The sequence below is a fragment of the Halanaerobiales bacterium genome (assembly GCA_035270125.1).
In the GTDB taxonomy this organism is placed as follows: Bacteria; Bacillota; Halanaerobiia; order Halanaerobiales; family DATFIM01; genus DATFIM01.
The window spans coordinates 1-12,898 of record DATFIM010000034.1 but is presented as its reverse complement, the minus strand read 5'-3'; the positions used below and the strand labels follow the sequence as shown (position 1 = coordinate 12,898).

13 protein-coding genes are annotated in these 12,898 nt (G+C 29.2%); 12 read left to right on the top strand and 1 reads right to left on the bottom strand.

Going from position 1 to position 12,898, the window contains the following annotated elements; all coding sequences use genetic code 11:
* The 7 genes from pknB to VJ881_01765 are packed head-to-tail and all read left to right on the top strand — an operon-like array spanning window position 1 to window position 6,820.
* A complete protein-coding gene (pknB, locus tag VJ881_01795) occupies window positions 1-1,941 on the top strand; it encodes a Stk1 family PASTA domain-containing Ser/Thr kinase (GenBank protein ID HKL74772.1) in 1,941 nt (646 codons plus the stop codon).
* A 7-nt stretch (window positions 1,942-1,948) separates the two neighbouring features.
* Window positions 1,949-2,797 (top strand): ribosome small subunit-dependent GTPase A, encoded by an 849-nt coding sequence (rsgA, locus tag VJ881_01790; GenBank protein ID HKL74771.1) that lies wholly within the window; start codon window positions 1,949-1,951, stop codon window positions 2,795-2,797.
* A 5-nt stretch (window positions 2,798-2,802) separates the two neighbouring features.
* The gene (gene rpe / locus VJ881_01785) at window positions 2,803-3,471 is read left to right on the top strand and encodes a ribulose-phosphate 3-epimerase (GenBank protein ID HKL74770.1); all 669 of its coding nucleotides are present in this window, start codon (window positions 2,803-2,805) and stop codon (window positions 3,469-3,471) included.
* Window positions 3,472-3,496: 25 nt separating this feature from the next.
* Window positions 3,497-4,159 carry a thiamine diphosphokinase gene (locus VJ881_01780; protein ID HKL74769.1) on the top strand — a complete coding sequence of 221 codons (663 nt, stop codon included), beginning with the start codon at window positions 3,497-3,499 and terminating at the stop codon, window positions 4,157-4,159.
* A 56-nt stretch (window positions 4,160-4,215) separates the two neighbouring features.
* Window positions 4,216-5,055: a fumarate hydratase gene (locus VJ881_01775; protein HKL74768.1), complete on the top strand. Its 840-nt coding sequence runs from the start codon at window positions 4,216-4,218 to the stop codon at window positions 5,053-5,055.
* A gap of 12 nt (window positions 5,056-5,067) precedes the next feature.
* Window positions 5,068-5,592, top strand: coding sequence for a Fe-S-containing hydro-lyase (locus VJ881_01770; protein ID HKL74767.1), 525 nt, complete (start codon window positions 5,068-5,070; stop codon window positions 5,590-5,592).
* A gap of 4 nt (window positions 5,593-5,596) precedes the next feature.
* On the top strand, window positions 5,597-6,820 hold the full coding sequence (locus tag VJ881_01765) for a malic enzyme-like NAD(P)-binding protein (protein HKL74766.1): 1,224 nt from the start codon (window positions 5,597-5,599) through the stop codon (window positions 6,818-6,820).
* A 93-nt stretch (window positions 6,821-6,913) separates the two neighbouring features.
* Here VJ881_01765 and rpmB read toward each other — a convergent pair whose 3' ends face one another.
* Window positions 6,914-7,144 (bottom strand): 50S ribosomal protein L28, encoded by a 231-nt coding sequence (gene rpmB, locus VJ881_01760; protein ID HKL74765.1) that lies wholly within the window; start codon window positions 7,142-7,144, stop codon window positions 6,914-6,916.
* Window positions 7,145-7,408: 264 nt separating this feature from the next.
* Here rpmB and VJ881_01755 point away from each other — a divergent pair, with 264 nt between their 5' ends.
* Genes VJ881_01755 through coaD form a run of 5 tightly spaced genes read left to right on the top strand, consistent with a single transcriptional unit; the run spans window position 7,409 to window position 12,588 of the window.
* The gene (locus VJ881_01755) at window positions 7,409-7,774 is read left to right on the top strand and encodes an Asp23/Gls24 family envelope stress response protein (protein HKL74764.1); all 366 of its coding nucleotides are present in this window, start codon (window positions 7,409-7,411) and stop codon (window positions 7,772-7,774) included.
* Complete coding sequence (locus tag VJ881_01750) at window positions 7,761-9,458, top strand: DAK2 domain-containing protein (protein ID HKL74763.1); 1,698 nt, start codon at window positions 7,761-7,763, stop codon at window positions 9,456-9,458. The genes VJ881_01755 and VJ881_01750 overlap by 14 nt, the downstream gene beginning before the upstream one ends.
* A 16-nt stretch (window positions 9,459-9,474) precedes the next feature.
* A complete protein-coding gene (gene recG, locus VJ881_01745) occupies window positions 9,475-11,526 on the top strand; it encodes an ATP-dependent DNA helicase RecG (protein ID HKL74762.1) in 2,052 nt (683 codons plus the stop codon).
* 20 nt (window positions 11,527-11,546) lie between these two features.
* Complete coding sequence (rsmD, locus tag VJ881_01740) at window positions 11,547-12,095, top strand: 16S rRNA (guanine(966)-N(2))-methyltransferase RsmD (GenBank protein HKL74761.1); 549 nt, start codon at window positions 11,547-11,549, stop codon at window positions 12,093-12,095.
* Between the two features lies 1 nt (window position 12,096).
* The gene (coaD, locus tag VJ881_01735) at window positions 12,097-12,588 is read left to right on the top strand and encodes a pantetheine-phosphate adenylyltransferase (GenBank protein ID HKL74760.1); all 492 of its coding nucleotides are present in this window, start codon (window positions 12,097-12,099) and stop codon (window positions 12,586-12,588) included.
* Window positions 12,589-12,898 lie beyond the last annotated feature (310 nt).

Below are 12,898 nucleotides of genomic sequence, written 5' to 3'. Positions count from 1 at the left end.
ATGATTGGAAAAGTTCTTAATGATCGTTACAAAATTATAAAAAAATTGGGTAAAGGTGGAATGGCAATAGTTTATGAAGCTGAAGATTTAATACTTGATAGAAAAGTTGCTATTAAAATGCTAAGATCAGAACATGTTTCTGATAAAAGTTTTATTAAAAAATTCCACCATGAGGCAAAAGCTGTAGCCAGATTATCTCATTCAAATATAGTAAGTATTTTTGATATTGGCCAGGATGAAGAACTTCATTATTTAGTAATGGAAGATATTGTTGGAGAAAACCTGAAAGATATCATAGAAAAAAAAGGTCAATTGGCTTTAACTGAAGCTTTAGATATTACAAATCAAATTTTATCAGCTTTAAGAACTGCCCATAATAATGATATTATTCATTGTGATATTAAACCACATAATATCTTAATAACTCCTGATAAAAAAGTTAAAGTTACTGATTTTGGTATTGCAAAAGCAGTTTCAGCTACCACAACTATGACAGACACTATTATGGGAAGCGCAAATTATTTTTCCCCAGAACAGGCCAAAGGTGGAGAGATAATGGCTCATTCTGATTTGTATTCAGTTGGGGTAGTTCTTTATGAGATGGTTACAGGAGAAGTTCCATTTAAAGCAGATAGCCCAATTTCTGTAGCATTAAAGCATATTAATGAAAAACCTATTAAACCAACTGAAATAAATGCAAATATTAATGACAAACTGGAAAATTTAATAATGAAAGCATTATCTAAAGATCCTGAAAAAAGGTTTAGTAATGCTGAAGAGATGAATGAAGCAGTATTATCTATACTTCAGCAATTAAGAAATAAAAGTGATAGTGATTCTACAATTGTTTTATCTGATGTAGGAGATACAAAAATTCTAAAAAAATCAAAAATAAAAGAAAATGAAAATGATGATAGAAATAGTACTAAAAATAATATGAAAAATAATACAAAAAAACATAGAGTAGCTAAAGATAATGATCTTTCTAAAAGTAAAAAATGGATTTTTTGGACTGGTATTACTATATCTGCAATAGTTATTTTAGGTCTTATATTCTTTTTTATTTATAATAGTTATATGGAAGTTCCGGTTGTTCAGGTTCCTAAATTAGAAGGTCTTAGCTATAAACAGGCAGAATCATCTGCTGCTCAAGTTGGATTAAATATAGAAGAACCTGTAGAAGAAGTTTATCATCCTGAAATACCGAAAAATAATGTGATTTCACAGACCCCACCACCTGGAGAAATGATAAGACAAACAAGAGAAATAAGCGTTACAATTAGTAAAGGAAAAGCTGAAGTATCTCTACCGGATTTAACAGGTGAAACTTTAAGAGAAGCAGAAATTATTCTTGATAATAATGATTTAAAAATTGGAGAAAAAGAATTTGTATATCATGAAGAGATACCTGAAAATACAATTATTGAACAAACTCCTAAACCAGGTGAAAAAATAGAAATTAATGATAAAATTGACTTTGTTGTAAGTAAAGGAATTGAACCTAATTTAGTTAAAATGCCGAATTTAATTGGAACAGATTTAACAAGTGCTGAAAGTAAAATAGAAAAAAATGGTTTAAAAGTAGGCAATATTGAAAGAGAGACAAGTGCAAGATTTAAAGAAAATCAAGTAGTTTCCCAGTCATATCAGGCTGGAGAAAATATTCCTGAAAATAGTAGAATTGATCTAATAGTAAGTAATGGATTAATTAATGCTGCTAAAAATGAAACTCATTCTATCAATGTTAATATTACTGTTAGAAGTTCAGACAAAGTTAATGTAAAAATAATTGTGGATGATGTAAATGGTGAAGATATTGTATATGAACAAGAACATACTCCAGGAGATTATATATCTAAATCAATTAATAGTGTTGGCAAAACTGAAGTAAGAGTATATTTTGGGGATAACTTACGACATAGTAAAACGATAGGTGGTTAAATATAATATGCAAAAAGGTATTATAACAAAAACAATTGGAGGATTCTTCTTTGTAGGAGATGAAGATAGAAATATAATAAGAACAAAAATTAGAGGTAGAATTCAAAAAATGGTTTATCCTGGAGATAAAGTTGGCTTTAAAGATAAAATAATAGAGGAAGTTTATCCTCGTGAAAATTTACTTCATCGACCAAAAATTGCCAATGTTGATCAGGTAGTATTAGTTTTAGCTTTATCTCATCCTGAATTCGATCGTACACTATTTGATAGATTTCTTGTTTTATTGGAAGCATTTAATTTAGATATTGTTATAGCAATAAATAAAATAGATCTGGCAAAAAAAGAAAATATAAATTTACCAAATTTAAATGACTACAATGAGGCAGGTTATAATATAGTTTATATTTCAGCTAAAAAAGAAAAGAATATTGAAAAATTATATCCTTTTTTGAAAGATAAAGTAAGTGTTCTCACAGGCCCTTCTGGAGTTGGCAAATCAACATTAATTAATTCTTTAATTGAAAATGCGGATATGGAAACCCGAGAGGTAAGCAAAAAACTGAAAAGAGGAGTTCAAACTACAAGACATGTAGAATTAATTCCCTTGAAAAAAGGTGGCTGGTTAGCAGATACACCTGGATTTACTTCTTTGGATATAAATAAAATAAAAAGTGAAAAATTAAAATATCTTTTTCCAGAATTTAATGGATATTTAGCAAAATGCAAATTTAGTACCTGCAGTCATACCCATGAACCAGGATGTGCTCTCAAAAAAGCAGTTAAAGATGGCGAAATATCTAAAAAAAGATACGAATCTTATAAGAAATTTTATAATGAGATTAAAGAAAAGGAGTGAGTTAAATGGTAGAATTTGCACCTTCTTTACTGGCATCAGATTTTAGTAATCTAAGAGAAGAAGTTAAAAAAATTGAAAAAGCTGAATATTTACATTTGGATGTTATGGATGGTCATTTTGTTCCCAATCTGACTTTTGGGCCAAAATTAATAAGTGATTTAAGAGAATATAGTGATTTAAAATTTGATACTCATTTAATGATAGATAATCCAGAAAAATATATTGAAATTTATGCTGAAGCAGGCAGTGATTTAATCACAATCCATGAAGAAAGCAGTAAACATACTCATCGCTTGATTCAACAGATAAAAGATACAGGTTGTAAAGCAGGTATAGCCTTAAATCCTGCTACTCCAATTGATAATCTGGAATACATATTACCTGAACTTGATTTGGTTTTAATAATGTCAGTTAATCCAGGTTTTGGCGGTCAAAGTTTTATACCTCAAATTTTAGTTAAAATTGAGAGACTGGCAACTGTAATAGAAAAAAGAGGTTTGGATCTAAAAATTGCAGTTGATGGAGGTATAAATGATAATAATATTATTGATGTAGTGAGATCAGGTGCTGAAATAATTGTGGCCGGGTCTGCTATTTTCAAATCCAGCGATCCTGCCGGTACTATAGAAAAATTTCGTAATAAAGTTAATCCAGAAGAAATAAAAAAAGATTGATTAACATAATATGGAGTTGAATTAAATGTCTGAAATTGCAATTATTGCTTTAAATGGAGAATTTGATACTGAGCCTGCAGATTATAAGAGAATGTTTAATGAAATTGAAGGCAGTTATATTGCTGCTGATGGGGGAGCTCTTCTTTTAAAAAAATTAAATATAAAACCAGATTTAATTATTGGTGACCTTGATTCCTTAAATCAATCAACCCTTGCTGATTTCAAAAAAAACAATATAAAAATAAAAAAATATTCAAGTGATAAAAACGAAACTGATGGTGAATTAGCGGTAAATTATTGTATAAATAATAATTATGATAAAATAATTTTAACTTTTGCTTTAGGAGGAAGATGTGATCAGCAACTAGCAAATGTTTTTTTATTGGAATATGCTCAGGAAAATGGAATTAATGCTATTATAAAAGAAGGCGAAAAAGAGATAGGATTAGTAAATAAAGAAAAAATTATTAAAAATAAAATTGATTGGGGCTTATCACTTATTCCAATAGACAGCGAAGTAGAAGATGTAAATATTTCAGGATGTAAATATAATCTCAGTTCTTATAATTTAAAAAGAAGCAAAAGTCGCGGTATAAGTAATTTAATAACAAATAAAAAAGTAAAAATATCTCATGGAAAAGGTAATTTATTATATATTTTAAATAAAAATATGCATTCCTCCTGTTAAATTATTTATTTTTTGGACAGGAGGTTTTTCTATTTAAATTAATAGGAGGAAAGTTTATGAGAACAATAGAAGCTAAAACAATCAGTGAAAAAATATGTGAAATGGCCAAAGATGCAAATTATAATTTGAATTCAGAGATGATTAATTCATTTAAAATTGCTCGCGAAAACGAAGATTCTGACCTGGCAAAGGAAATACTTTCACAATTAATTGAAAATGCTGAAATAGCTTCTGATGATCAAATTCCAATATGTCAGGATACTGGTTTTGGAGTTGTTTTTTTAGAGATTGGGAATGATGTACATATTAAGGGAGATATATATAAAGCAGTAAATGAAGGGATTCGCAGAGGATATAAAGAAGGATATTTAAGAAAATCTATAGTCGAAGATCCTATAAAAAGAATAAATACCAATGATAATACTCCAGCTGTAATTCACACTAAATTCGTTTCAGGAGATAAATTGAAAATCACATTTGCTCCTAAAGGTGGAGGAAGTGAAAATATGAGTAAAATCAAAATGTTAAAACCTGCTGATGGAGTAGAAGGAATAAAAAAATTTGTGATAAAAACTATTAAAGAGGCTGGAGCTAATCCCTGTCCTCCAATTATAGTTGGAGTTGGCATAGGAGGCACTTTTGAAAAAGTTGCTTATTTGGCCAAAAAGGCACTTATTAGAGATATAAATGACAGTCATCCAGATAAACATATTGCAAACCTTGAAAAAGAACTATTAACTGAAATAAATGAATTGGGAATTGGTCCTCAGGGATTTGGTGGAAAAACAACAGCTTTAGCTGTAAAAATCGAAAAATTTCCCTGTCATATTGCTTCCTTACCTGTTGCTGTAAATATTAATTGCCATGCAAATCGTCATAAAGAAATAATTATTTAGGAGGGAGAAATTTTGAAATTAAAAACTCCATTAACTCAAAAAGATATTGAATCTTTAAAATCTGGTGATAAAGTAAAATTATCGGGGATCATATATACAGCTCGTGATGCTGCTCATGCAAAATTAATAGAGTTAATTAATCAAAAAAAAGAATTACCGATTCCTTTGGAAGGTCAGGTGATTTATTATGTAGGTCCTGCTCCGGCCAAACCGGGAGAAGTTATAGGGGCTGCGGGCCCGACTACAAGTTATAGAATGGATCCCTATACACCTCAATTATTTAAAAAAGGTTTAAAAGCAGTAATTGGAAAAGGACAGAGGTCTAAAAAAGTGAAAAAATCAATGATAAAAAATAAAAGTATTTATCTTGGTGCTGTAGGTGGAGCAGGGGCTTTGTTGGCCAAATGTATTAAGAGTTCAGAAATTGTAGCATATCCTGAACTTGGAGCAGAAGCTATAAGAAAACTGGAAGTTGTAGACATGCCATTAATAGTAATAAATGATATTTATGGGAATGATATATATGAGCAGGAGTGATAAAATGTCGATTGATGATAAAGCTTTAGAATTACATAAAAAAAACAGAGGAAAGATTAGTGTTGAAAGTAAAGTGAATTTAAATAATAAGGAAGATTTAAGTTTAGCTTATACACCGGGAGTAGCTGAACCCTGTCGAGAAATAGAAAAGAATTCAGAAAAGGTATATGAATATACTGCAAAAGGAAATTTAGTAGCAGTTGTATCTTCAGGAACAGCTGTACTTGGTTTGGGAGATATTGGTCCTGAGGCTGCTCTTCCTGTTATGGAGGGAAAAGCAGTATTATTTAAAAAATTTGCAGGAATTGATGCTTTTCCACTTTGTGTAGGATCAAAAAAAGTTGATGATATTGTTAATTTTGTTAAATTACTTGAACCAACCTTTGCCGGTATTAATCTGGAAGATATATCAGCTCCTAAATGTTTTAAAATAGAAGAAAGACTAAAAAAAGAAACTAATATGGCTATATTTCATGATGATCAACATGGTACTGCAATTGTTATTTTAGCAGGTCTTATTAATGCTTTAAAAGTTGTTAATAAAAAATTGGAAGATTCTAAAATAGTAGTCAATGGAGCTGGAGCAGCTGCAACTGCAGTAATTAAAATTTTAATTAAAGCGGGTGTAAAAAAAGAAAATATTATTGTTTGTGATGAACATGGAACTTTATATGAGAATAGAATAGAAAATAAAACTGAAGCTGAAAAAAATTTAGCTAAAATCACCAATAAACATAATACAGAAGCTAAGTTAAAAGAAGTTATAAAAAATAAAGATATTTTTATAGGTTTATCAGTTGGAAACGTCTTAAGTGAAAATATGGTAAAAAAGATGAATAAGGATGCCATTGTCTTTGCTCTCGCAAATCCTGATCCAGAAATAAACCCTCATATTGCTAAAAAAGCTGGGGCTAGAGTGGTTGCAACAGGTCGATCTGATTATCCGAATCAAATTAATAATGTTCTTGCTTTTCCCGGGGTATTTCGAGGTGCCTTGGATGTTAGAGCTAAAGAAATAAATAATGAAATGAAATTAGCAGCAGCTGAAGCAATAGCTAAAATAATTACCGAGGTAAAAGAAGATAGAATAATTCCGGATCCTTTTGATAAAAGAGTAGTTAAACAGGTAGCGGTTTCGGTAGCGAAAACTGCACAAGAAACTGGAGTTGCAAGAATAGTAAAGACAGAAGAAGAGATTAAAAATCATTTATATAAGCTTTTATCATAAAAAAAGAAAAAAGGTTTACTCCTGGCCCAGGAGTAAACCTTTAATTTACAGAAAAAAAGTAATATCAAGAATTTTTATCTGATCAAATAAAAATTAATAAACTCTATCAACTCTGCCAGCTTTGAGACATTCTGTACAGACTTTAATTCTTTTTGGTGATCCATTTACCATAGCTTTTACTTTAGTGAGATTAGGTTTTTGTGTATTTTGAGAAACATTTGTTACATTTCTACCTACTCCACCTTTTTTCTTGGCTTTACCTCTTCTTCTTACTCTATTACCATTATTGGATCCTTTTCCACAAACGTCACATACTCTAGACATTTAAAGCACCTCCTTATTTAAAACATTAAACTATAACATTTAATTCCTAAATGTTATTTTAACATAAAAACCTTACATCTGGCAAGTAATTTGAAGGTATTAATATATAAATTTGCATGATAAGATATTATATAGTAAAATTATTATGTATGAAAAAGATTTATAAAGACAACAGTGTAAAAAGCTGATTATTAATATATTGTTAAAGTATTATTAAAACTGAATTTAAGATTATTGAATAAAATAAATTTAAGGAGTGGTATTATGGAAAAAGAATGGAGTAATGAATTTGGTCGAGTAATTATTTCCCAGGAAGTAATAGAAACTGTTTCTGGTTTGGCTGCTATGGAATGTTATGGCCTTGTTGGCATGTCTTCTCATAATATGCAGGATGGTATTGCTGATTTATTAGGATGGGAAAATATTAGTAAAGGTATTGAAGTAGATATTGATGATGATAAAGTAAAACTTGAATTAAATATTATTGTAGAATATGGAACTAATATTCAGGAAGTAGCTCATAATGTAATGAATAGAGTAAAATATGTTATAGAAGAAAATGTAGGAATTCATGTAGAAGAAATTAATATAAATATTCAGGGAGTGAGGGTTGGAGATGTCGATAAATAAAGAAACTTATGAACCGGCAAATCGCATAGATGGTAAAGAGTTTAAAAAAATGCTTTACTCATCATTAAAACTATTAAAGAAAAATCAATCTTATATTGATTCGCTTAATGTCTTTCCAGTACCAGATGGTGATACTGGAACTAATATGTATTTGACTTATAAAGAAGCTATAGAAGAAGTTAAAAATTTAAATTCTGATCGTGTTGATGAAATAACTTCTGCTCTTGCTCAGGGAGCATTAATGGGAGCTAGAGGTAATTCAGGAGTTATATTATCTCAACTTCTTAGAGGTTTTTCACAGGCAAATGAAAGAGTTAAAAATTTAAATACCAAAAATTTAGCAGCTGGAATTGAGAATGCCTCCAAAATTGCCTATCAGGGTGTATTAAAACCTGTTGAAGGTACTATTTTAACTGTATCTCGTAAAGCAGGTGAAGAAGCTCAATCATCTTATGAAGATGGTTATGATATACTTGGAATATTAGAAAATACTTATGAGGCTGCTGAAAAAGCTTTAGAAAAAACTCCGGAACAATTACCTAAATTAAAAGAAGCAGGTGTTGTTGATGCAGGTGGAGTAGGTTTTGTAACTATTCTTAAAGCAGTTTATAAAGAATTAAAAGGTGATTTGAGTTTTTCTCATGAAACTGAATTAGAAGTTGTAGAAACTGAGGAAAAAGAAGTTAGTACTGAAAAATTAGAATACACTTATTGTACACAAACTTTAATATATACTAAAGAAGAAGTTGATACTATTAATATTGAAAAAATAAGAGAAGAACTTCAGGAATATGGAGATTCTCTAATGGTAGTAGGTTCTGGTAATATTATTAAAATTCATATTCATAGCAATAATCCTGGAAGAATACTGGAATATGCACTAAATTTTGGAGATATAGGTGATATTAGTATTGATAATATGGAAAGACAAAAAGAGCATAAAGAATCAGCAGAAGTAGCTAAAAATCTTAATGAAAATAAAACCAGTGAAACAAAAGTTAGTGAAGAAAAAAAGCTAACTAAAGTTGATAAAGATATAGGTATAATCTCAGTTGCAAAAGGTAATGGAATGAAAAATATTATGAAAGATCTTGGTGTAGACATAATAATTAGTGGTGGTCAATCCATGAATCCCAGTACTAATGATTTTGTAGAAGCTATTAAGCAACTTGATGTAGATAAAATAATTATTCTTCCAAATAATAAAAATATAATTTCTGCTGCTAAACAATCAATGCATCTTACAGATAAAGAATTAGCTGTAATTGAAACTAAATCAATACCTGAGGCGATCTCGTCCTTATTAGTATTTAATGATCAGGCTGAGCTTAGTGATTTAAAAGAAGCAATGGAAGGTGAAACTGATTATGTCAAGACAGCTGAAATAACAACTGCTGTTAAAGATTCTCAGTTAAAAGGTTTTAAAATAAAAGAGGGCGATATAATAGGCATTTTAGATGGTGAAATAGAGGTTCATGGTGAAAACTATGAAGAAGTTGTCTTAAAATTATTTGAAAAAAAATTAGATGATGAAGATTTAATAACTATTTATTATGGTGAGGATGTTACTGAAGAAGAAGCTGAAGATTTAAAAAATCAATTGAAAGAAAAATTCAATTTAGATGAAATAGAAATATATAATGGCGGACAGCCACTTTACCCTTATATTATTTCTCTAGAATAAAGGAGAATTAATTTTAATGAACAGAAAAATCCCCAATAGTGTTCAGTTTGTCAAAGGTGTAGGTCCTAAAGGAGCTGAACTTTTAGCAAAACTTGATATTTCAACTGTTAGAAATCTATTATATTTCTTTCCAAGAGATTATATAGATAGATCAGAAATAGTTAATATTTCAGAAGCTAAAGTTGGGGAAAGTGTTACAATTAAAGCTGTTGTAGAAAGGGTAAAGCTTATTAATGTTAGAAAAGGTTTAAATATATTAAAAATATTTTTTTCTGATGGTAGTGGTGAACTATCTGCTATTTGGTTTAATCAGGATTATCTGAAAAACACCTTTTCCAAAGGTAAAACTTATTATATTAGTGGAGAAATAGATGAAGAAAGCTGGAGAAAATATAAAAAAAAGGAAATTACTAATCCTGTCTATGAAAAAGCAGATAAAGATATTCAAATTCATACAGGCAGGGTTGTTCCTTTTTATCATTTAACTAAAGGTTTATCTCAGCGTAGGATGAGAAAGATACTCTACTATGGTTTATATGACTATGCAGTTCATCTTGAAGATCCTCTTCCTGATTATATTAAAGAAAAATATAATTATATTGATCTGGAAAAAAGTCTATGGGGACTTCATTTTCCTGAAAGTAGAGGTCATTATATTCAGGCTTATAAACGATTGGCTTTTGAAGAATTTTTCTTTTTACAACTTCAAATATTAGAACAAAAAAAGGGAATGATTTCTAAAAAAGGTATTGTTCATGATGGAGATAATAATAAAATTAATGATTTTTTAAATTCCCTTTCTTTTGAATTAACTGGAGCTCAAAAAAGAGTCTGGCAGGAAATTAAAAACAACATGGATTCAAAAAAACCTATGCAGAGGCTTTTACAGGGAGATGTAGGATCCGGGAAAACAATAATTGCTGCTCTTTCATTAATTGAAGCAGTAAGCAGTGGATATCAGGGAGTTTTTATGGCTCCTACAGAAATTTTAGCTGAACAGCATTATTTTCGTTTGGAAGAAATTTTTGAAAAATATGATTTAGGTATTTTGCTTTTAAGTGGTGGATTAAATAAAAAAGAAAGAGAAGAAAAATTAAAAAAGATAAAAGAAAATAAAGCTGATATAATAGTTGGTACTCATGCTTTATTTCAGGAAGATATTGAATATAGTAAACTAAGTTTAATTGTCATAGATGAACAGCATCGTTTTGGAGTAGAGCAAAGATATAAAATGAAAGAAAAAGGTAAAAATCCTGATTTGCTTGTAATGACAGCTACTCCAATTCCAAGATCACTTGCTTTAACTATCTATGGTGATCTGGATGTATCTGTAATAGATGAAATGCCACCTGGTAGAAAAGAAGTGAAGACTTTTTGGAGAAAAAGTACAGATAAAGATGAAGTTTATAATTTTGTTAAGGAAGAATTAAATAAAGGAAGGCAGGCTTATATAGTTTGTCCCTTGATTGAACCTTCAGCTGAAATTGAAGCAGTATCTGCAACTGAAATTAAAGAAAAATTGGATAAAACATATTTTCAAGATTTTGATGTAGAATTATTACACAGTCAGATAAAAAAAGAAGAAAAAAATGATATTATGGATAATTATCATAAAGGTAAAATAGATGTATTAGTATCAACTACCGTTATAGAAGTTGGTGTTGATGTTCCTAATGCTTCTATGATGGTAATTGAAAATTCAGAAAGATTTGGGCTTGCTCAATTACATCAATTAAGAGGAAGAGTTGGTAGAGGAGAACACCAATCTTACTGTATTCTTATTTCTGATCCAAATACTTCTGATGCTTATGAAAGACTTAAAGTAATGACAGCTACTGAAGATGGTTTTAAAATAGCAGAAAAAGATCTTGAAATAAGAGGACCTGGAGAATTTTTTGGTAGTAAACAACATGGTATACCTGATTTTAAAGTAGCCAGTTTAATTAAAGATCAGAAGATATTAAATTTGGCCCGTGATGAAGCTCAAAATTTAATTGAAATGGATAATTGGCCTAAAAAATATCCTAAATTGAAAAAGAGAATTAAAGAATTAGAATTAAAATTATAAATTCTGGAGGATATCTATATATGCGTATTATTGCTGGTAAAGCTGGAAGTATAAAATTAAAAAGTATAAACAATTCAAATACCAGACCAACATTAGATAGAGTAAAAGAAGCAATGTTTAGTATGCTGATACCCTATTTGCAGAATGCAAATGTTCTGGATCTTTTTGCTGGATTTGGAGGATTAGGATTAGAAGCAGTTAGTAGAGGAGCATCTAACGCAGTCCTTGTAGAAAGAAGCAGAAAAAATGTCAAAGTAATAAAAGAAAATATTGATTTATGTAATTTTCAAGACAAAGTAACAGTTATTCAGGATGATGTTTTTAATTTTTTAGAATCAACAAATGAAAAATTTAATATTATATTAATGGATCCTCCTTATAAAAAAGAATTTGGGGAAAAATTATTAAGTAAGATTAAAAGAAATAATATTCTAAATGAAAAAGGAATAATTGTTTTAGAACATAGCAAAAAAGAAAATTTAACAAAGCAATATAATTTATTAAAAATCAAAGATAAAAAGTATGGTGATACAAAACTTACTTTTTTCGAAAACAGGGAGGAAATTTGAGATGTTACCACGAATTGTTTACCCCGGTAGTTTTGATCCAATTACTAATGGTCATTTGAATATTATCGAAAGAGCTTCAAATGTTTTTGATGAAATAATAGTATCAGTTTTTAGAAATCCTTCAAAAGATCCTTTATTTACGATGGATGAAAGAGTAGAATTACTAGAAAAAAGCACTGCTGATATTAAAGGGGTTAAAGTTGATAGTTTTTCTGGTTTAACAATGCAGTATGTTAAATCCAAGAATGCTTCTGCCATTTTACGTGGTTTAAGAGCTGTTTCAGATTTTGAAGGAGAATTTCAAATGGCTTCAATGAATAGAGAGTTGGATGGAGATATAGAAACTGTTTTTTTTATGACTGATGCTAAATATGCATTTTTAAGCTCCAGTGTAGTTAAGGAAGTAGCTCAATTTAATGGAGATGTAAGCAGTTTGGTGCCTGAATGTGTTTCTGATGCTTTAGAAGAGAAATATCACAAAGGCGAGTTTTAATCATATATTAAAAATAAATACTATAATTACATATTTACTTAAAAGAACCTGATCTTTTTTAGATTGGGTTCTTTTTTTATTTAAATAGTTAAATTTAAAAGGATAAATTTAACTTATAGAGAATATATTAGTATTACAATTTATAATAATACAGAATGTTAAATTATTATAAATTATTTAAATAAAAATATAATAGGAGTGATAATATGCAAAAACTAAAAAAATATTTGTTTTTGGGAAGTTGTTTTCTTTTAATGTTGGTATTTTTGACTTCATGTTCTAATGATAACCAAATTGCAATTACTGAAAA

Bases quoted from the DNA above. Each gene is read 5' to 3' on its own strand.
- pknB (HKL74772.1), top strand. From the start codon at position 1: ATGATTGGAAAAGTTCTTAATGATCGTTACAAAATTATAAAAAAATTG.
- rsgA (HKL74771.1), top strand. From the start codon at position 1,949: ATGCAAAAAGGTATTATAACAAAAACAATTGGAGGATTCTTCTTTGTA.
- rpe (HKL74770.1), top strand. From the start codon at position 2,803: ATGGTAGAATTTGCACCTTCTTTACTGGCATCAGATTTTAGTAATCTA.
- VJ881_01780 (HKL74769.1), top strand. From the start codon at position 3,497: ATGTCTGAAATTGCAATTATTGCTTTAAATGGAGAATTTGATACTGAG.
- VJ881_01775 (HKL74768.1), top strand. From the start codon at position 4,216: ATGAGAACAATAGAAGCTAAAACAATCAGTGAAAAAATATGTGAAATG.
- VJ881_01765 (HKL74766.1), top strand. From the start codon at position 5,597: ATGTCGATTGATGATAAAGCTTTAGAATTACATAAAAAAAACAGAGGA.
- rpmB (HKL74765.1), bottom strand. From the start codon at position 7,144: ATGTCTAGAGTATGTGACGTTTGTGGAAAAGGATCCAATAATGGTAAT.
- VJ881_01755 (HKL74764.1), top strand. From the start codon at position 7,409: ATGGAAAAAGAATGGAGTAATGAATTTGGTCGAGTAATTATTTCCCAG.
- VJ881_01750 (HKL74763.1), top strand. From the start codon at position 7,761: ATGTCGATAAATAAAGAAACTTATGAACCGGCAAATCGCATAGATGGT.
- recG (HKL74762.1), top strand. From the start codon at position 9,475: ATGAACAGAAAAATCCCCAATAGTGTTCAGTTTGTCAAAGGTGTAGGT.
- rsmD (HKL74761.1), top strand. From the start codon at position 11,547: ATGCGTATTATTGCTGGTAAAGCTGGAAGTATAAAATTAAAAAGTATA.
- coaD (HKL74760.1), top strand. From the start codon at position 12,097: ATGTTACCACGAATTGTTTACCCCGGTAGTTTTGATCCAATTACTAAT.